This window comes from Cognatishimia coralii (assembly GCF_037478305.1).
In the GTDB taxonomy this organism is placed as follows: domain Bacteria; phylum Pseudomonadota; class Alphaproteobacteria; order Rhodobacterales; family Rhodobacteraceae; genus Cognatishimia; species Cognatishimia coralii.
The window spans coordinates 97,692-115,528 of the sequence record NZ_JBBGAZ010000010.1 but is presented as its reverse complement, the minus strand read 5'-3'; the positions used below and the strand labels follow the sequence as shown (position 1 = coordinate 115,528).

Annotated in this window: 19 protein-coding genes; 10 read left to right on the top strand and 9 right to left on the bottom strand. The window is 56.4% G+C overall.

Features of this window, described 5'->3' with window-relative positions; translation table 11 throughout:
- Positions 1-214: 214 nt before the first annotated feature.
- The 5 genes from WG622_RS15495 to leuC form a co-directional block, all read right to left on the bottom strand.
- Entirely contained in the window at positions 215-1,159 is a 945-nt protein-coding gene (locus tag WG622_RS15495) for a DMT family transporter (RefSeq protein ID WP_339404418.1), read from the bottom strand.
- Between the two features lie 101 nt (positions 1,160-1,260).
- A complete protein-coding gene (gene leuB, locus WG622_RS15490) occupies positions 1,261-2,367 on the bottom strand; it encodes a 3-isopropylmalate dehydrogenase (RefSeq protein ID WP_339404417.1) in 1,107 nt (368 codons plus the stop codon).
- An 81-nt stretch (positions 2,368-2,448) separates the two neighbouring features.
- Positions 2,449-3,282 carry a hypothetical protein gene (locus tag WG622_RS15485; protein ID WP_339404416.1) on the bottom strand — a complete coding sequence of 278 codons (834 nt, stop codon included), beginning with the start codon at positions 3,280-3,282 and terminating at the stop codon, positions 2,449-2,451.
- 366 nt (positions 3,283-3,648) lie between these two features.
- On the bottom strand, positions 3,649-4,254 hold the full coding sequence (gene leuD, locus WG622_RS15480) for a 3-isopropylmalate dehydratase small subunit (RefSeq protein ID WP_339404415.1): 606 nt from the start codon (positions 4,252-4,254) through the stop codon (positions 3,649-3,651).
- A 12-nt stretch (positions 4,255-4,266) separates the two neighbouring features.
- Entirely contained in the window at positions 4,267-5,667 is a 1,401-nt protein-coding gene (gene leuC / locus WG622_RS15475) for a 3-isopropylmalate dehydratase large subunit (protein WP_339404414.1), read from the bottom strand.
- 253 nt (positions 5,668-5,920) lie between these two features.
- Between leuC and WG622_RS15470 the strand changes: the two genes are divergently transcribed.
- Entirely contained in the window at positions 5,921-7,300 is a 1,380-nt protein-coding gene (locus tag WG622_RS15470) for a mechanosensitive ion channel family protein (RefSeq protein WP_339404413.1), read from the top strand.
- On the opposite strand, the gene WG622_RS15465 is transcribed toward WG622_RS15470, so the two are convergent.
- Positions 7,264-7,470, bottom strand: a complete 207-nt coding sequence (locus WG622_RS15465) for a helix-turn-helix domain-containing protein (RefSeq protein WP_339404412.1) — start codon at positions 7,468-7,470, stop codon at positions 7,264-7,266. The genes WG622_RS15470 and WG622_RS15465 overlap by 37 nt on opposite strands.
- A complete protein-coding gene (locus WG622_RS15460; RefSeq protein ID WP_339404411.1) occupies positions 7,470-7,997 on the bottom strand; it encodes a DUF2975 domain-containing protein in 528 nt (175 codons plus the stop codon). The genes WG622_RS15465 and WG622_RS15460 overlap by 1 nt, the downstream gene beginning before the upstream one ends.
- Before the next feature lie 309 nt (positions 7,998-8,306).
- On the opposite strand from WG622_RS15460, the gene rsfS reads away from it, so the two are divergent.
- Entirely contained in the window at positions 8,307-8,663 is a 357-nt protein-coding gene (rsfS, locus tag WG622_RS15455) for a ribosome silencing factor (protein WP_339404410.1), read from the top strand.
- 39 nt (positions 8,664-8,702) lie between these two features.
- A complete protein-coding gene (rlmH, locus tag WG622_RS15450) occupies positions 8,703-9,173 on the top strand; it encodes a 23S rRNA (pseudouridine(1915)-N(3))-methyltransferase RlmH (protein ID WP_339404421.1) in 471 nt (156 codons plus the stop codon).
- On the opposite strand, the gene WG622_RS15445 is transcribed toward rlmH, so the two are convergent.
- Entirely contained in the window at positions 9,174-9,869 is a 696-nt protein-coding gene (locus tag WG622_RS15445; RefSeq protein ID WP_339404409.1) for a DUF599 domain-containing protein, read from the bottom strand.
- A gap of 78 nt (positions 9,870-9,947) precedes the next feature.
- Between WG622_RS15445 and WG622_RS15440 the strand changes: the two genes are divergently transcribed.
- From WG622_RS15440 to WG622_RS15410, 7 genes are all read left to right on the top strand, one after another.
- A complete protein-coding gene (locus tag WG622_RS15440) occupies positions 9,948-11,396 on the top strand; it encodes an FAD-linked oxidase C-terminal domain-containing protein (RefSeq protein WP_339404408.1) in 1,449 nt (482 codons plus the stop codon).
- The gene (locus WG622_RS15435; protein WP_339404407.1) at positions 11,393-12,517 is read left to right on the top strand and encodes an FAD-binding protein; all 1,125 of its coding nucleotides are present in this window, start codon (positions 11,393-11,395) and stop codon (positions 12,515-12,517) included. The genes WG622_RS15440 and WG622_RS15435 overlap by 4 nt, the downstream gene beginning before the upstream one ends.
- A gap of 3 nt (positions 12,518-12,520) precedes the next feature.
- Entirely contained in the window at positions 12,521-13,831 is a 1,311-nt protein-coding gene (gene glcF, locus WG622_RS15430; protein ID WP_339404406.1) for a glycolate oxidase subunit GlcF, read from the top strand.
- 92 nt (positions 13,832-13,923) lie between these two features.
- Positions 13,924-14,634, top strand: coding sequence for a trypsin-like serine peptidase (locus WG622_RS15425; protein WP_339404405.1), 711 nt, complete (start codon positions 13,924-13,926; stop codon positions 14,632-14,634).
- A 3-nt stretch (positions 14,635-14,637) separates the two neighbouring features.
- Positions 14,638-15,450, top strand: coding sequence for a trypsin-like serine peptidase (locus WG622_RS15420; protein WP_339404404.1), 813 nt, complete (start codon positions 14,638-14,640; stop codon positions 15,448-15,450).
- A gap of 118 nt (positions 15,451-15,568) precedes the next feature.
- A complete protein-coding gene (locus tag WG622_RS15415; protein WP_339404403.1) occupies positions 15,569-16,039 on the top strand; it encodes an Hsp20 family protein in 471 nt (156 codons plus the stop codon).
- A gap of 143 nt (positions 16,040-16,182) precedes the next feature.
- Complete coding sequence (locus WG622_RS15410) at positions 16,183-16,977, top strand: phytanoyl-CoA dioxygenase family protein (RefSeq protein WP_339404402.1); 795 nt, start codon at positions 16,183-16,185, stop codon at positions 16,975-16,977.
- On the opposite strand, the gene WG622_RS15405 is transcribed toward WG622_RS15410, so the two are convergent.
- Positions 16,974-17,831 carry a DMT family transporter gene (locus WG622_RS15405; protein ID WP_339404401.1) on the bottom strand — a complete coding sequence of 286 codons (858 nt, stop codon included), beginning with the start codon at positions 17,829-17,831 and terminating at the stop codon, positions 16,974-16,976. The genes WG622_RS15410 and WG622_RS15405 overlap by 4 nt on opposite strands.
- Between the last annotated feature and the right edge of the window lie 6 nt (positions 17,832-17,837).

Here is a 17,837-nt window from a genome sequence, read left to right as displayed (position 1 = left end):
AGGTCGAAGGGCCAAAGCCTGCGCACAAAACCAAAAATTACCATCTAAGTAAAACGATAAGTGACGCTAAACCAAGGCAGCACCGCACGCTATCGATCGCCTACCCAACTATCAACTGCTTCAACTGCAATGCCTCGTGCTCCAATTCTCTGGATAAAGATTAGAGACTAATGAACGTGTTTTGAGGTTGATAATAGCCAGGTTACCCTGGTGTCTATTTTCGCCCCTTCAACAATGTCGAGACCCTCAGGCTTCCAGGTGCGAACCCACGCGACCTGGTGCGCGTTACCGGTTGGTTCGAAGATGTGCCGGAAATCGCCTCTCGCGCTACAATGTAAAGGCCGCTGGTGATCACCAAAGCAGAACCTGCGAGCACCGACGTTGTTACTTGTTCGTTAAATAGCAAGCTTCCATAAATCGTCGCCCAGATTATCTGGCTATACTGCATAGGTGCGACGATCGCCGCTTCGCCTTTGCGACAAGCAGCAACCAAACAGAAGGTCGCGATGAACCCCAATACGGCGATTCCTGCCATGCCTGCTATGTCAATCAAGGCCATCGGCTCATATACGAATGCGAGGCTGCCTCCCATTGTCACAAAGATTGCAAGCAGAGGGAAAAGCATCATAACAACGGGTCGTTCGTCATTGCCTACTTTGCGGGATATCACGGATTGGAGCGCTGCTCCAAAGGCCGCTAGGACGGCGGCAAGGTGACCTAGGCCAAGCTGTGTAGAGCCCGGTTGAACAACAACAATCACGCCCGCCAGGCCAACAAGGATCGCAGCCGCGCGGTGCGCGCCGACTTTTTCACCTAGAAGAGGAATGGACATGAGGGTGACGAGCAAAGGCACCATGAACAAGATGGCATAGACCTGCGCCAAAGGAAGCGTGGCGAAGGCGAAGAAGCCGCAGATGCTGGCGCCTACCATCACAAAAGACCTTAGAGCCACCCACCAAGGATGTTTGGGTTGCATGGTGCCATGTGTGCTGTCTTGAACGAGCACGATTGTCAGAAGTGGAAAACTCAGCAGGCTCGTGAAAAAGAGCATCTGAAACGGCGAAAAGCTTCCGCCAACGATACGCACGAGAACATCGTGGATTGCGAAAATAGCAAAGCCGCACAGCGCGAATACTGCGCCTTTCACATTGTCAGACATGGTTTGGAATCCTGAAGCGTTATCGCTAACGTCAGCAATACCATAGGCTTTGCGTCTGACAAGGGTGAACCGCGCACCCCTGAGGCTGCGCGGTCAAAATCTTAGAGAGATGCGTCCAAAGCGGCGAGAACAGCGTCGCCCATTTGCGAAGTGCTCACAGGTTGTGCATCAGAGGCTTGCATCAAGTCCCCAGTGCGAACGCCATCGGCCAGAACCTTTTCGACCGCTGCTTCCAGCCGATCCGCTTCCGCGCCTTGATCAAAGCTATAGCGCAGCGCCATAGCGAAGCTGAGAATGCACGCACATGGGTTTGCCTTGCCTTGACCTGCGATATCAGGAGCAGAGCCGTGTACTGGTTCATAAAGCGCCTTTGGACGTCCGTTTTCCATCGGAGCACCTAGCGATGCGGAGGGCAGCATACCCAGAGAGCCAGTCAGCATGGCCGCGCAATCAGACAGAAGGTCGCCGAAAAGGTTGTCGGTCAGGATGACGTCGAATTGCTTCGGCGCACGGACCAGTTGCATGGCGCCGTTGTCGGCATACATGTGGCTGAGTTCCACCTCAGGGTAATCCTCGTCATGGACCTTCTGGACGACTTCGCGCCAAAGGATGCCGGATTCCATCACATTGGCTTTTTCCATCGAGCAAACTTTGTTGCCACGACGTTTCGCCAGCTCAAACGCAGAACGCGCCACGCGATCGACTTCGCTTTCGGTGTAGCGTTGAGTGTTGATGCCAACACGCTCGCCGTTTTCTTCGAAGATGCCGCGAGGCTCGCCGAAATAAGAGCCCGACGTCAGCTCGCGCACGATCATGATGTCCAGACCAGACACGATGTCAGTTTTCAGCGACGAGAAATCCGCCAGCGCGTCAAAGCACTGCGCAGGGCGCAGGTTTGCAAACAGATCCATCTCCTTGCGAAGCCGTAGCAGGCCGCGTTCTGGTTTCACCGAGAAATCCAGATCGTCATAGGCCGGACCGCCAACTGCGCCGAGCAGAACCGCGTCAACCTCTTGCGCCTTGGCCATTGTGTCATCATGCAATGGGGTGCCATGGGCATCATAAGCTGCGCCGCCGACGAGGTCTTCGGAGACTTCAAATTTGAGGCCGCGTTTTTCGCCGTACCAATCAATAATACGACGCACTTCATTCATGACTTCTTGGCCAATGCCGTCGCCCGGCAGGATCAGCAGTGAGGGGTTGCCCATGGAACTATCCTTCGATTTTCACGTTGCCTTGGGCCTAGCGGCTAGCCTCGGAAAGATCAAGAAACGAAGGGTGTTTTTGGATCAGATGTGCTGCAGGTTCTGCGCTTCCGCATAGGCACGGCGACGATCCTGATCGATCATGTTCGCAACCCGCAACATGGCGATGCCGCGCATGACCATGCTGGCTGGAAAAAACGCCCAGATTGTCATGGTCCAAATCAAGGTCTGAGGATCTGACCACAGCGCCGGACCCAGTGAGCCCGATGTAAGTTCCACCAATGCTGGGAAGATAAACGGCAACAAGAAGCCCAAAACGATATTCACGCGCCCATCGCGAATAAGCCGCGGCAGGACGTCTCCGCCAGCAGTGGGGTCAAACAGGGGTAGGTTGACCCAGACATTGAACGCACCGTTGCGTGTTGGCCAATCCAAAACCCGGACAAAGAAATAAAACAGGACCAGGCTCAATATCGACGTCATATAGGATACGCCCGCGGCCATGCGCACATAAGAGAATGCCTCTCCGTCTGCATGGACAGGCAAGGTCAGCAAAACCAGGCGGACGGGGGAATAGGGCACATCGGTCATATTGCCCAGCACGGACGCCAGCGCATGCATGACGCCATTCACGAGATTAGATGAGGTGCCAAAGGTGAAGGCCGAGGACAGTGTGAACACCGAAAAGAAGACCGTCGCAAAGCGGATCCGGTTAAATGGCGGCGCGAAGCGAAATTCCAGAATGCTGGGGTAGGCCGAGAAATACTCGATAAAGACCAAGGCAGCCGCGAAGAAAGCACAAATGAACGCGAATTGCTGCGCATCCGACGTGATGTCCGGAAGCACAAGAGCCGGAGTTGCCACCAGCACCGCCATAAGGATCGCGCGTGTCATCGCGCTTGTGATTTGTGCGAACACTGCCTTTTTTCCCTTCAAACTCGACCGCCGCAATTCTTTGTCGCGTGCTGTTTCAAGCTTGATCCGCCAGTTCAGGACGGCTTGCCTCATATTTCGTTAATTGTGCCTATGTTTTTCAATTTGCTCAAGAATTTGTTTGGATATTCACAATTTTCGCGTGTTGGTTGTGAAAAATGGTGCTCAATTGCACCGAAATGCCTGAAAACAAGGGATTTTTGGATTTGCACGACGTCAGGTCGATGCACGGCTCGGCGTCAAATGCCCCCACTTGAATACAAAAAACGCGCCCCAATAGACCGGGGCGCGTTAAACCTTATGGCAGAAATGTGGCTAGCGGCATGTACCTCGCAACCACCGTTTCGCGTCTTAGACCCAAGGACGGGCCGCGGAAGCCTGTGCTTCGAATGCGTCGATTGCCGACTGTTTTTGCATGGTCTGACCGATGTCATCCAAACCTTCCAGCAGGCAATGCTTGCGATGCGAATCCACGTCGAACTTGATGACCTCGCCTTCGGATGTGGTGATCTCTTGCGCTTCCAGATCCACAGTCACGCGCGCGTTCGCGCCCTTCTCGGCGTCTGCCATCAGAATGTCGACCTGCTCTTGAGGCAGGACAACTGGCAAGATGCCGTTCTTGAAACAGTTGTTAAAGAAGATGTCCGCGAAAGACGTCGAGACAACGCATTTGATGCCGAAATCCGCGATCGCCCAAGGGGCGTGCTCCCGCGAGGAGCCACAGCCAAAGTTGTCTCCGGCAATCAGGATCTCTGCGTCTCGATACTGCGGCTTGTTCAGCACGAAGTCTTCGATCTCGGTGCCGTCCCGGTTAAAGCGCATCTCGTCAAAGAGGTGCTTGCCAAAGCCCGAGCGTTGGATCGACTTCAGAAAGACCTTTGGGATGATCATATCGGTGTCGATATTCACCAGCGGCATAGGGGCCGCGATACCCTGGAGTTTTTCAAACTTTTCCATCTGTCTGGCTCCTTAGTTCAGTTCACGTACGTCGGTCAGCTTGCCGGTGAGGGCAGCGGCTGCAGCCATCGCAGGGGAGACAAGGTGCGTACGCCCTTTATAACCCTGACGACCTTCGAAGTTCCGGTTGGACGTCGCGGCACAGCGCTCTTCAGGTGCCAGCTGGTCAGGGTTCATCGCCAGACACATCGAGCATCCCGCCATACGCCATTCAAAGCCGGCCTCCTGGAAGATCTCTGCCAAGCCTTCTTCTTCCGCTTGCGCCCGAACCAGGCCAGAACCCGGCACGATCATCGCGCGGTTCACGGCGATTTTCTTGCCTTTGACGACTTCGGCGACGGCACGCAGGTCTTCGATACGACCGTTGGTGCAAGAGCCGATAAATACGGTGTCGATCTCGATGGAATCCAGACGCTGGCCCGGTGTTAGGCCCATATACTCGATAGAACGACGGGCCGCTTCGACCTTACCGCCTTCGAAATCCTCAGGGTTTGGAACAACGCCAGTGATCGGCAGAACATCCTCAGGAGAGGTACCCCAAGTCACAACCGGCTGAATGTCTTCGCCCTTCAGCGTGACAACTTTGTCAAAATGCGCGCCTTCGTCGGTGAAAAGCGTTTTCCAATACGCCAGCGCCTGTTCCCAAGCCGCGCCTTTTGGTGCGTGCGGACGGCCTTTGCAATACTCATAGGTGGTCTCATCTGGAGCGATCAGACCCGCGCGTGCACCGCCTTCGATCGCCATGTTGCAGACGGTCATGCGACCTTCCATGGACAGATCGCGGATCGCTTCGCCACAATATTCGATCACATAGCCAGTACCGCCAGCGGTGCCGGTCTCGCCGATCACGGCCAGAGTGATGTCCTTCGCGGTCACACCTGGCTTGAGCTTGCCAGTGATCTCGACCTTCATGTTTTTGGACTTCTTCTGGATCAGCGTCTGGGTCGCCAGAACGTGCTCCACCTCGGATGTGCCAATACCATGCGCCAGTGCGCCAAACGCACCATGGGTCGCCGTGTGGCTGTCACCGCACACAACAGTCATGCCGGGCAGGGTCCAGCCTTGCTCTGGGCCAACGATATGCACGATGCCCTGACGCACGTCAGAGACCGGATAATAATGCACGCCGAATTCCTTGGCGTTTTTATCCAGCGCTTCGACCTGAATGCGGCTCTCTTCGTTGTCGATGCCCATGGTGCGATCCAGAGTGGTCGGTACGTTGTGATCCGGCACAGCGATGGTCTTTTCTGGCGCGCGCACTTTGCGGCCCGCCATACGCAGACCTTCGAAGGCCTGCGGGCTGGTCACTTCGTGGACCAGATGGCGGTCGATATACAGCAGGCAGGTGCCGTCTTCGGCTTCATGGGCGACATGGGCGTCCCAGATTTTGTCATAGAGTGTTTTGGGGGACATGGGTCCTCTCCGTATTGATGAAATTGGCGATTAAGGCTGCAATACGGGCACGCGAAAGCGCGCCGCGCCCTCATAGGGCGGCGATGACGGATTTGCTTTGACCGTAAAAGCGCCAAGGCAGAAAGGCGCGGTCCGCAATGTCATAGATGCGTTTCATGGTCTCGCAGATATAGAGAGTCGCCCTATGCCGCAAGGGAATTCCCTTGTTTTGCGGGCCGCCCCCGTGTTTTGATCGGACAAAAGAAAGCATATTATGTCCGACGAAACCTCTGGCCTTGATGAGGCGGCCGAACAGGAGACCCCTGTCGAAGGCGTCCAAGATACCCAAGATATCGCTCTGAGCCTCTGGGATCAGGTGTTGGATTTCGGCGTCGGCTTGATGCGGCCTTGGAACGCCTATCAGGTCGGCATTGCGATTGGCTTGATCCTTGTGGCCTTTGCCTTGTCGCGGATTTTCGGGCCGATGTTGCTGGATTGGATGCGCAGCCGAGAAGGTTGGCCCAAGTGGCGCTATCGCTATTTGCTGCTACTTCACAAACGTCTGGCTTTGATCTTTTTTGTGTTGTTGATCTGGGCCACAGTCCTTGTCATGCGCGAGGTCACTTGGCCGAGCCGCAGTTATATCCTCGGAATAATCGCGAACCTGTCACTGGCATGGCTGCTGATCGCCCTAGTGGCGCGACTTGTGCACAACAATCTGATCCGTGCCGTGATCCGCTATGGCGCATGGATATGGGTCACCTTGGTCGTGCTCGGCGTTAGCGACGAAACCCGCCAATTGCTCGACGCTGCAGCCTTGAACGTCGGCTCTATTCGCCTTTCTCTTTGGACTGTTGTTCAGGCGGCGGTGATGCTGGGTCTGACCTTTGCTGTCGCGCGCTTTCTGTCTGGAACTTCCTCTGCCAGCATCAAACGCAACGAGGACATCAGCCCCTCTATGCAGGTCTTGATGATCAAGTTCCTGCAGGTGCTGCTCTACGGTGCCGCCTTTTTCATCGGTCTCCGGATCGTCGGCGTAGACCTTACCGGCCTTGCCGTTTTGTCCGGTGCAATCGGTGTAGGTCTCGGCTTTGGTCTGCAAAAGGTCGTGTCCAACCTCGTGTCGGGCGTCATCATCCTCTTGGACAAGTCGATCAAACCCGGCGACGTGATTTCCTTGGGGGATACCTTTGGCTGGATCAATTCGCTGGGCGCGCGTTATGTCAGCGTCGTTACGCGGGACGGCAAAGAATATCTGATCCCCAACGAAGACCTGATCACCGGCCAAGTGGTCAACTGGTCCCATTCCAATGACTTCGTTCGCCTCGATATCTTTTTCGGCACGGCCTATGGCGATGACCCGCATCTGGTGCGCGAAGCGGCCATCAAAGCCGCGACCTCCGTGGATCGTGTTCTTAACAATCCAAAGGCACCCGTTTGCCATATCGTGGGGTTTGGCGACAGTTCCGTGGACTACATCCTCCGCTTCTGGATCAGCGACCCGACCGGAGGCCTCACGAACATCCGAGGCGCCGTTTACCTCGCGCTTTGGGATGCTTTCAAAGAGGCGGGCATCAACTTCCCGTTCCCGCAACGGGAAGTCCGGATGCTGTCCGATCAGGACGGCGACGCCTCAAGCAAGTCGCCGGGCTGACAGTCCAACACCTCGCAGATCCGCGCCAGCGTTTCAAAGCGCACGCCTTTCACCTTGCCGGATTTAAGCAGGCTCAGGTTCTGTTCCGTGATGCCGATCTGCTCTGCGAGGTCTTTGCCCTTCATTTTGCGTTGGGCCATGACGACATCCAGTCTTACGATGATCTGCATCAGACGAACCCTTTGATGTCTTCTGCGTTCTGTGCAGCCTCATGCATCGCAGTGCCCACAAGGAAAACAAACCCTGCTGCAATCAAAAAGCCGATGTCGCCTTCGGTGAGTGCCATGCTCAGCTGTCTCTGACCCTCAGGATTTCCGAGCGTGAGCAGCACACTCAGGACAGGGTAGGACGCCAGCCTCAGTAGCGCAACAGCCAGCAAGAACCGACCGATGCGGTGAAGCAGTTGTGCGGATTCAAACGTCAGGACACGACCCTGGCTATAGTGATCAAACAGGCGGCGCATGTTGAGAACCATGGCCAAAAGAACGACCAGGCTACCGAGTGAAAACACATTGGCCAGCATGAAGGCCCAGGTCGGAGGTGCGCTCAGGATCATAACGTCGGAGTAAATGTCTGACGCGTTCGCAGGCGTCGGCCTTTCAAAGAAAACATAGGCAAGGATCAGGAGAGGCAGGGCCACGAGGACGGCGGTGCAGGCCCATTTGAGCAGTCGGGCGAGAGATTTGGATTCGAACATAAGTTCACCTTTAAGGCATAAAAATTATCGTAAAACAGCAATTAATTATTGATAAGAGATTCGTCAACAGCGATTTCGAACACTTTCCCCAAAAGCGATTTTTCAGAATGAAGGCTCAAACTACTCATGATGTCGCGCCAGTCGGCAAAATTACCATGACTGCCTCGCAATCTCGTGAGGCGCATTGGAAATATCCAAAAGAAGGGTTATCTTGACCCTATGACCGGCACCGGGGCGTTACGGTGCGTATGAAAGGAGGGCAGATCTCTGTCTTTAAATGTGGACGTGGCGCAAGCCGCTGAAAACGAAATGCCGCAGGTTGCAAAACGCGATCTTGGCGGTGCCGAGCTGCTAGAGCTCATCATCCAATCCCTGGAAAGCGACAAAGCCGAAGATATCGTGCAAATTGACCTGCGCGGACGGTCTTCGATTGGCGACTATATGGTCGTGGCCTCCGGGCGCTCGACCCGTCAAGTTGCGGCGATGTCCGAGAAACTCGTGGACAAGATCAAACAGACCACGGGCCGCACCTCGAAGATCGAGGGTAAGGACACCGGCGACTGGGTTTTGATTGATACAGGTGATGTGATCGTGCATGTCTTCCGTCCGGAAGTGCGCGAGTTCTATCAGCTTGAAAAGATGTGGGTTCAGGGCGGTTCCGCCTAAGCTATCACAGGGCATTTAGCCCGAGGACTTAAGATGGCGCTGAAAATTCACATCTGTGCGGTGGGCCGGCTTCGGTCAGGCCCAGAGCGCACATTGCTTGACGATTATCTGGACCGTTTTGACAAAACCGGCCGGGCCTTGGGCCTCGGGCCGGTGAAATTACATGAGGTCGAGGACCGTAGAGGCGGAGGCATGGTGGCTGAGGCGCAGCTTTTAGCTGGGGTTCTGCCCAAAGGCGCGCGGATCTGCACAATGGATGAACGCGGCAAGCTGATGAGCTCTCCTGAGTTCGCGCAGCAAATGGCGCGGCTGCGTGATGACGGGACCGGAGATCTGGCGTTTGTCATTGGCGGGGCCGAAGGGATTGATCCCAGTTTGCGGGGTCGCGCGGATATGTCGCTGAGTTTTGGTAAGATGGTTTGGCCACATATGCTGGCGCGGGTGATGCTGAGTGAACAGCTTTATCGCGCTGCGACGATCCTGGCAGGATCTCCGTATCACCGGGTGTGATCAGAGTTTACGCAGCAAAGTTGCACGCGACAGGCTCGCGAATTCTCGGCGATAGATCACGAAGACGGTCAGGATAGTGGTTCCAATCAATGCCAATGGGCCAGCCAGCCAGGCGCAGGCCGCCAGTCCGAAATAGACCGACCGCAAGCCGCGATTAAACGCGCGGGCCGCGGAAATATTGATCTGTGCCGCCTGATCCGCACGCAAATCACAAAGCGGGTCCGTGGTGTCGACTGGCAAAGCGGACATGACGATCGAGCAATAACCGAACAGGCGATTAGACCAGACGAACTTCAGGAAGGCATTGGTCGTAAAGACTAAAATCAGCACGATTTTGATTTCCCAAACGAATCTTGGCGCCTCCATCAAGGCAAAATCGCTCGCCACGCCACTGACTTGATCCGCGTTGCCAATCAGCGCCAAGGCTCCGCCGATGGCAAGCAACGTGGCCGATCCAAAGAAGGCAGTCGCCTGCCGTAAGCCTCCGACAATTTGCGCGTCATAGATGCGTGGTTGGCGGTGAATGAATTGTTGCATCCATTCGCGGCGGTAATCAGCCATGAGGTTTGACATGGAAGGCCGGGATTTGGGTGGGTTCTCGATCAGATGGGTCATCCCCCACCAGATCACCAAAACAAACCCGACAGCGGCAAAGTCGAGGGTTGTAAAAAGCGCAAGGCGATCCATCCAAATCATGCCCCTTACCTAAAGTGTCACCGATATCTTGTCATTCTCTAAAATTGGTTATAATAGTTTACCAAAATGGAGGAAGGCATGGAGCTACCCACCCCAGATTCGTTTGTTCTGTCGCGCAAGGCCGAGATTGTGGCTGCGTTGCAGGCCGTTCTGCCGGACGGTTGCGTGATCGACGCGCCGGAAGAGACGCGCGCTTATGAATGTGATGCACTGACGGCTTATCGCTGCCCTCCACTGGCGGTGGTTTTGCCGGAGACAACAGAGCAGGTCGCCGCGGCTTTGAAGGTGTGTCACCAGATGAATGTCCCCGTTGTGCCGCGCGGGGCAGGCACGTCTCTGGCGGGTGGGTCTATGCCGACCTCTGACAGTGTTGTGCTTGGCGTGGCGCGGCTGACGGATGTTCTGGAGACCGATTATCCCAACCGTTTCATCCGCGTTCAGACGGGTCGTACCAATCTTAGCGTCTCTGGAGCGGTAGAGGAAAACGGCTTCTTTTATGCGCCAGATCCCTCGTCGCAATTGGCTTGTGCGATTTCTGGCAATATCGCGATGAATTCGGGCGGCGCGCATTGTCTTAAGTACGGCGTCACTACGAACAATCTTTTAGGCGTCACACTGGTGACGATGGAAGGCGAGATAGTCGAGATCGGTGGCGCGCATATGGATGCATCTGGTCTGGACCTTTTGGGGGTCATTTGCGGATCTGAAGGCCAGCTTGGCGTCGTCACCGAAGCCACGCTGCGCATCCTGCCAAAACCCGAAGGCGCGCGGCCGGCGCTGATTGGGTTTGATGACAATGCAGTCGCAGGCGCTTGCGTCAGCGACATTATCAAAGCGGGCATCCTGCCGGTGGCCATCGAATTCATGGACCGCCCCTGTATTCGTGCGACCGAAGCCTTCGCGGGCGCGGGTTATCCGGATTGCGAGGCTTTGCTGATCATCGAAGTCGAAGGGTCTGATGCCGAGATCGATGCACAGCTCGCGCGGATTTCCGAGATCGCACGGAAACACAATCCGGTTGAGCTGCGTGAAAGCCGTTCCTCTGATGAAAGCGCCAAGATCTGGCTGGGGCGCAAGTCTGCCTTCGGCGCGATGGGACAGATCAACGATTACATGTGTCTGGACGGCACGATCCCCGTGTCAGAACTGCCTTATGTGCTGCAACGGATCGGGGAGTTGTCCAAGGATTATGCGCTGGGCGTCGGCAACGTGTTCCACGCAGGCGACGGCAATATGCACCCGCTAATCCTGTTTGACGCTAACAAACCCGGAGACCTCGAGAAATGTGAGGCTTTTGGGGCAGATATCCTGAAGCTTTGTGTCGAGGTGGGCGGCTGTCTGACCGGAGAGCACGGCGTGGGCATCGAGAAACGTGACCTAATGAGCCACCAGTATACGCCCGAAGACTTGGAGGCGCAGATGAAGGTTAAGGACGTGTTTGATCCCAAGTGGCTTCTCAATCCGGCCAAGGTCTTTCCTTTGGACACAAGCGAGAACCGTCGCGGTGCGCAGGGAGACGCGGCATGACGACGGACATACTAAGCCCTCAGTCCGAAGCGGATTTGGCGCAAGCGATAGCATCTGCGAATGCGCCGCTTTCGATCCAAGGGGGCGGCACGCAGGGCATGGGCGTCAATGACGCGACCCGCCTCAGCACCTCTGGCCTGAACGGCGTGACCCTCTATGAACCGGGGGCTCTGACTCTGGTAGCCAAAGCAGGGACACCTGTCGCGAATATCTCGGACTTGCTCGCCAAAGAGAACCAGCGCCTTGCGTTTGATCCGCGAGACCTGCGCGGGGTTTTGGGCACCGAAGGCGCACCGACGATTGGGGCGGTGGCGGCTATGAACAACTCGGGACCTGCGCGTGTCACGGCAGGGGCGTGTCGCGATTTCATGCTGGGCGTGCGTTTTGTCGATGGCTCTGGCGACATCGTCAGCAATGGCGGGCGCGTTATGAAGAATGTGACGGGCTATGATCTGGTCAAGCTGATGTCTGGCAGTCATGGCACGCTCGGGGTTCTGACCGAGGTCAGCCTCAAGGTCTTGCCGACGCCTGAGATGACCGGCGTCTTGCTGATGAACGGTCTTTCGGACGCCGACGCAGTGGCCGCGATGAGTGCGGCTTTGGGCTCGCCCTACGAGGTGACCGGCGCGGCTCATGCGCAGTCGGGCGTTGATGCGCATCCAGTCACCATGATCCGGATCGAAGGGTTTGAGGAGTCCGTCACCTATCGTTTGGCGCAGCTCAAAGAGATGTTGGGCCGCTTTGGCGATGTTGCGATTGAAACGGATCCGGCGCGGACCAAGGCCGGTTGGGCTTGGGTGCGGGATTGTACGGTCTTTGAAGGCAAAGAGGGCAATCTTTGGCGGGTCTCGTTGAAGCCCTCGGATGCGCCGGGCTTGGTGGCAAAGCTCGCGCCAGAAAACGCGCTTTATGACTGGGGTGGCGGGCTTGTCTGGATGGTCTTGCCAGACAGCGTGGATCCGCGCGCTCAGATGGATGGGCTGCAAGGTCATGCAACGCTCATGCGCGGCGAAGGTCATGTCCGCTTTCATCCAGAAGCGCCGGGGGTGGCGAAGCTCACCCAGTCTTTGCGCAAGAAATTTGATCCACGGGGCGTCCTGAACCCCGGTTTGATGGGGTAAGCCATGCGGACGGAGTTTACGGAACAGCAGCTGGAAGCCCCCGATTTCCAGCGCAGCAATGAAATCCTTCGTGCCTGTGTGCATTGTGGGTTTTGCACGGCGACATGTCCGACCTATCAGGTCTTGGGCGATGAGCTCGATAGCCCGCGGGGTCGGATCTATCTGATCAAGGACATGCTGGAAAACGAGCGGGTGCCGGATGAGAAAACGGTCAAACATATTGACCGCTGTCTGTCCTGTTTGGCCTGCATGACGACCTGTCCCTCGGGTGTGCATTATATGCATCTTGTCGATCACGCGCGTGCCTATATTGACGAGAACTACAAACGGCCTTTCACAGATCGCGCCCTGCGCTGGGCGCTGTCGCAGATCCTGCCTTACCCCATGCGGTTCCGTCTGGCGCTTTTGGCGGCCAAGATCGGCCGACCTTTCGCCCCAATGATCCCTGATGCGCGGATCAAGGCGATGCTTGAGATGGCGCCAAAACAGATCCCGCCGGTCAGCCGGAATGATGATCCGCAGAGCTTTGCACCAAAAGCTCCGCGCAAGATGCGGGTTGCCTTGATGACAGGCTGTGCCCAAAAGGCGCTGGATACGGATATCAATGACGCCACGATCCGGGTGCTGACGCGCTTGGGCTGTGAAGTGGTCGTGGCCGAGGGTGCGGGCTGTTGTGGTGCGCTCACGCACCATATGGGCAAGACGGACCTGAGCCACTCCAGCGCGGCTGCGAATATTCGCGCGTGGCGCAAAGAGATGGATGGCGAGGGACTAGATGCGATTGTCATTAATACCTCGGGCTGCGGCACGACCGTGAAGGACTATGGCCATATGTTCCGCAATGAGGCTTTGGCTAAGGACGCGGCGAAGGTGTCTGAGATCGCGATGGATATTTCCGAGCTGCTGACCAAGCTCGACATTCCAGAGCTGCCAGAACAGGACATGACCGTGGCCTACCACGCGGCCTGCTCGCTGCAGCATGGCCAGCAAGTGAAAACCGCGCCCAAGGACGTGCTCAAGAAACTGGGGTTCAAGATCGTAGAGCCTGCGGATCCGCATCTTTGTTGTGGATCGGCGGGGACATATAATCTTCTGCAGCCCGAAATCTCGGAGCAACTCAAAGCGCGCAAAGTCAAAACGCTTGAGGCCAAGTCGCCTGATCTGATCGCAGCAGGCAATATCGGCTGCATGATGCAAATCGGCTCGGGCACTAATTTGCCCATAATCCACACAGTAGAGTTGGTGGATTGGGCAACCGGGGGCCCGCGCCCCGCCAAGTTACCCGCCTCATTTGAGACACAACTGCGGCAATAGCGGGCCAAAGACTCCGCGACAAAGCCCCAATGCGACCCTAGTTTCGCCCCTTGGGGATCGGATCTTGCTCTGGATTGAAACCTGGAGCTGTCATGATCAGATCCCTATGCCTCGCCGCGGCGCTTGCTATTGCCGCGCCTGTCCTTGCCAAGGACCTCACGCCTTTAGAGCAGTCGATGTCGACGGCTCAGATGCAAGCGATTGGCAGGTTAGATATAGGCGACACGGGGTTTTGTACGGCCACTTTGGTGTCCTCAGATCTTGTTCTGACCGCAGCTCATTGCCTTTATGATCGCAAGACTGATCGACGGCTGGATGTGTCGGAATTCAGGTTTAACGCAGGTCTCAGGCGCGGAAATGCGGTCAGCACGTTGCGTGTAAAACGCGCGGCGATCCATCCTAAATATATTCGTGCCAAAAAGGGTGAGCTGAGCAATATGCGCTATGACGTGGCTCTGCTTCGGCTGAGCGAGCCCGTGAACCTTTTTGATGTCGCAAGCCTTGGCGTGTCGACCCCGCAATTGGGGCGCAACGTGGGTGTTGTGAGCTATGCCCGAAATCGCGCGGATACGGCATTAACGGAAAGCTCGTGTGATATGTCCGCACGTCCTGAGGGCGTTTTTGTGACGACCTGCCAAGCCGGTTTTGGCACGAGTGGTGCGCCTGTGGTGCAAATCCAGCAGGGCCATCCGCGCGTGGTTTCCGTGGTTTCGGCCATGGCGAAGGCCAATGGAGAACCCGTGTCTTTGGCCGTTGGTGTGAGCAACGTTTTGGCGACACTGACCTCGGCAATAGGCTCTTAAACCGTGAAGAGACTGACTGCGCTCGCTTTTGGGATTCTCGCGTCTTTCACGTCTGCTGTACAAGCAGGCAGCGCGTTGGAAGTCATGGAAGATCGCGGCGATATGATTGGCTGGGAGGCGGTTGGACGCCTCGATTTGCCGTCGGGCTTCTGCACAGGTGTTTTGATTTCCAAGGATCAGGTGCTGACCGCCGCGCATTGCCTGTTTGAACGCGAGACAGCGCGCAAGATTAACGTCAAAGGTGCGGTCTTTCGGGCGGGTTACCTGAATGGCCAGTCTCTGTTTGAACGCCGCGTGGTGTCTTACACGATGTCGCCAGAGTTTCGCTATAACGGCCCCATTATGATGGCCAAGGCCGCCGCATTGGACGTCGCGATCTTGCGTCTGGATCGACCTGTGTCCTTTCTGGAAGCCTCACCTTTCAAAATTCACCAAGGTCATGACCGCGCCGACCGTGTGCAAGTCATGTCCTATGGTCGCGGTCGCGCCCAAGCGATGAGTTGGCAGCCCGAGTGCAACGTCATGCGCCAGAACGCACAGCTCTGGGAGTTTGACTGTGACACGACCTTTGGATCTTCAGGCGCTCCTGTGTTTGCTATGGAAGACGGTCGCATCCGTGTTTTGTCGCTGGTGTCGGGGAACTGGCAGACGGAGGCAGGTGAAAACCGCACCATTGGTATGAAGCTAAATGGCATTGTCGACAGGCTGAGCAATGCTGCCCGTCCACAGGGCCTGCCGCAGGTTTCAAGCGGTGCAAAACGTATCACAGTGGACCAAAATCGCCCTGCAAGCGGCGCAAAATTCCTCAAGCCTTGAAACGCTAAATTCCCGTTCATATCTCATCCTCATCGGACGCCGAAGTCGGGTCCGAGACATAACCGCCTGTCCCAAATGGGAAGGCCCTAAAACGTTGTCGCTTTGAAAGGATGACTCTATGCGTAGTTTTGATTTCGCACCGCTGTACCGTGCCTCTGTTGGCTTTGACCAAATCGCAGACATGATGGATCGCGTTCTGACCTCTGACGTGTCGGTGCCCAGCTATCCCCCTTATAACATTGAAAAAACAGCCGATGATGCCTACCGCATCTCGCTCGCCGTCGCGGGCTTTGCCGCCGAAGATCTAGCCATCGAGGTCAAGGAAAACGCGCTGATCGTGACTGCAAAAAAGGTGCCTGCGAAGGATGAGAAAACCTTCCTGCACCGTGGCATTGCAACCCGTTCTTTTGAACGCAAGTTCCAGCTGGCTGACCATGTGAAGGTCACCGGAGCGAGCCATGAGGACGGCATGTTGCACATCGAACTTGTGCGCGAAGTGCCTGAGGCGCTGAAGCCCCGCCGCATCGAAATCGCGCGTGGCAAGCCTGCGATTGAAGCGGATGTGGTCGACGCAAAGGCCGTGAACTAAAGCGCAAACGCTGGTTCACCAAGATGATCAAAGCGGGGGCATTTGCCTCCGCTTTTTGTTTTGCTGTGACAGGCTTGGAGGTGTGTTTCCAAGTTGACCATGCCTAGCTGTCGGTCATAGGCTCTCACCTCGGAGGACTGCCCATGCATGCGTTACTGAGCCAAGACCACATCAATGCCTTTCAACGCGATGGCGTTGTCCTGATCAAAGGGCTCTTTGCCGATCACGTCGAGACCCTGCGCGCGGGCATTGATCGCAACATGGCAGAGCCGGGGCCCTACGCGGCCGAAAACCTCAAAGAGGGCGAGGCCGGCCGGTTCTTTGATGACTATTGCAACTGGACGCGCATCCCGGAATTTGAAGAGGTGATCCGCACCTCTGCAGCCGCCGAGGTCGCGGCGGATCTGATGGGATCATCGCGCGTGCAGGTATTTCACGACCATATCCTGGTCAAGGAACCCGGCACGTCCAAGCCGACTCCTTGGCATCAGGATGGGCCCTATTATTTCGTCGACGGTACTCAGAACGTCAGCTTCTGGTCTCCGGTCGATCCTGTGACCGAAGCATCCTTGCGCTGCGTGGCGGGGTCTCACAAATGGGAAAAGCCGGTCTTGCCGACGCGGTGGCTTTCAGAAGAGAATTTCTATCCCGATGAGGACGCATATATGCCGGTGCCGGATCCGGATGCCGAGGGCATGGAGATCCGGGAATGGGCGATGGAACCGGGCGACGCTGTGGCGTTCAACTTTGCGATCTTGCACGGCGCTCGGGGCAACGAGGCAAAGGCGCGGCGACGGGCGTTTTCTTTGCGTATGATTGGGGATGACGCGAGATATGTTGAACGGCCGGGGCGCACGTCTCCGCCGTTTCCGGGGCATGATATGGTCGCGGGGCAGGTGCTCCGAGAAGATTGGTTTCCAGTGATCTTTGAACGCTAGGCTGAGCGCCAGCGTAGCCAAAGAGACCCGATGCCAGACAGTAGGATCAGGATCAGTCCTAACATCGCAACAGGATCAGGTGCGTCTCCGAAAACCCAGAGTCCGACGGCCGTCGCGGAAATCAGCTGTGTGTAAATCAACGGGGCGATCAGGCTGGCTTCGGCACGACGATTGACCACAACGAGCAGATAATTTCCGGACGCGGATCCAAGCGCGCTGCCGAGGATCAAAAGGTAAAGCGCGGCTGATCCCTCGGGCAACGGGATCGAGGCCCCCAAGGGCGCCAGAAGCACGCTGCCAACCACAAGTTGCGAGAGGAGTAAGAGCCTAGGGCGTGCCTCATTCGCAACCACGCGAGTGGCGACCAGAAAACAGCCGTAAAACGTACCTGCCAAGAGCGCAAAACCGATGCCAGGGCTCATGTCAAAGCCGGGCCTTACGACCAGCATGACGCCACCAAAGCCAAGGGCAAGCAGCAGGCTGCGGCCAAGCGTTGGACGCTCACCAAGGAGAAAGATAGCCAGAACATAGGCTACCACAGGCCCGATGAAGAACGCGCCAAACACATTGGCGATGGGTTCTGTTTTCAAGGCGGTGAGGATAGACAGGATCCCTCCTGCAATCAGAGCACCACGCAGGATGATGCGCCAATTCAACAAGCCTTTGATCTCGTGCATCCGAATGCCGCTGATGGGCAGGATCACCAATGCGCCGATGAAAAACCGCGAGAAGGCGATAAAGGCAGGATCGACTCCGCGTTGCCCCAACAGCTTGCCGCAGGTATCCCCGATGACGATCAAAGTGACCGACACAAAGACCAGACCTGCGAGGCGTGAAAGATCCTGAATTGTCATGGCTGC

Coding starts and splice junctions, on each gene's coding strand:
- WG622_RS15495 (WP_339404418.1), bottom strand. CDS start 1,159: ATGTCTGACAATGTGAAAGGCGCAGTATTCGCGCTGTGCGGCTTTGCT.
- leuB (WP_339404417.1), bottom strand. CDS start 2,367: ATGGGCAACCCCTCACTGCTGATCCTGCCGGGCGACGGCATTGGCCAA.
- leuD (WP_339404415.1), bottom strand. CDS start 4,254: ATGGAAAAGTTTGAAAAACTCCAGGGTATCGCGGCCCCTATGCCGCTG.
- leuC (WP_339404414.1), bottom strand. CDS start 5,667: ATGTCCCCCAAAACACTCTATGACAAAATCTGGGACGCCCATGTCGCC.
- WG622_RS15470 (WP_339404413.1), top strand. CDS start 5,921: ATGTCCGACGAAACCTCTGGCCTTGATGAGGCGGCCGAACAGGAGACC.
- WG622_RS15465 (WP_339404412.1), bottom strand. CDS start 7,470: ATGCAGATCATCGTAAGACTGGATGTCGTCATGGCCCAACGCAAAATG.
- WG622_RS15460 (WP_339404411.1), bottom strand. CDS start 7,997: ATGTTCGAATCCAAATCTCTCGCCCGACTGCTCAAATGGGCCTGCACC.
- rsfS (WP_339404410.1), top strand. CDS start 8,307: ATGCCGCAGGTTGCAAAACGCGATCTTGGCGGTGCCGAGCTGCTAGAG.
- WG622_RS15445 (WP_339404409.1), bottom strand. CDS start 9,869: ATGATTTGGATGGATCGCCTTGCGCTTTTTACAACCCTCGACTTTGCC.
- WG622_RS15440 (WP_339404408.1), top strand. CDS start 9,948: ATGGAGCTACCCACCCCAGATTCGTTTGTTCTGTCGCGCAAGGCCGAG.
- WG622_RS15435 (WP_339404407.1), top strand. CDS start 11,393: ATGACGACGGACATACTAAGCCCTCAGTCCGAAGCGGATTTGGCGCAA.
- glcF (WP_339404406.1), top strand. CDS start 12,521: ATGCGGACGGAGTTTACGGAACAGCAGCTGGAAGCCCCCGATTTCCAG.
- WG622_RS15425 (WP_339404405.1), top strand. CDS start 13,924: ATGATCAGATCCCTATGCCTCGCCGCGGCGCTTGCTATTGCCGCGCCT.
- WG622_RS15415 (WP_339404403.1), top strand. CDS start 15,569: ATGCGTAGTTTTGATTTCGCACCGCTGTACCGTGCCTCTGTTGGCTTT.
- WG622_RS15410 (WP_339404402.1), top strand. CDS start 16,183: ATGCATGCGTTACTGAGCCAAGACCACATCAATGCCTTTCAACGCGAT.
- WG622_RS15405 (WP_339404401.1), bottom strand. CDS start 17,831: ATGACAATTCAGGATCTTTCACGCCTCGCAGGTCTGGTCTTTGTGTCG.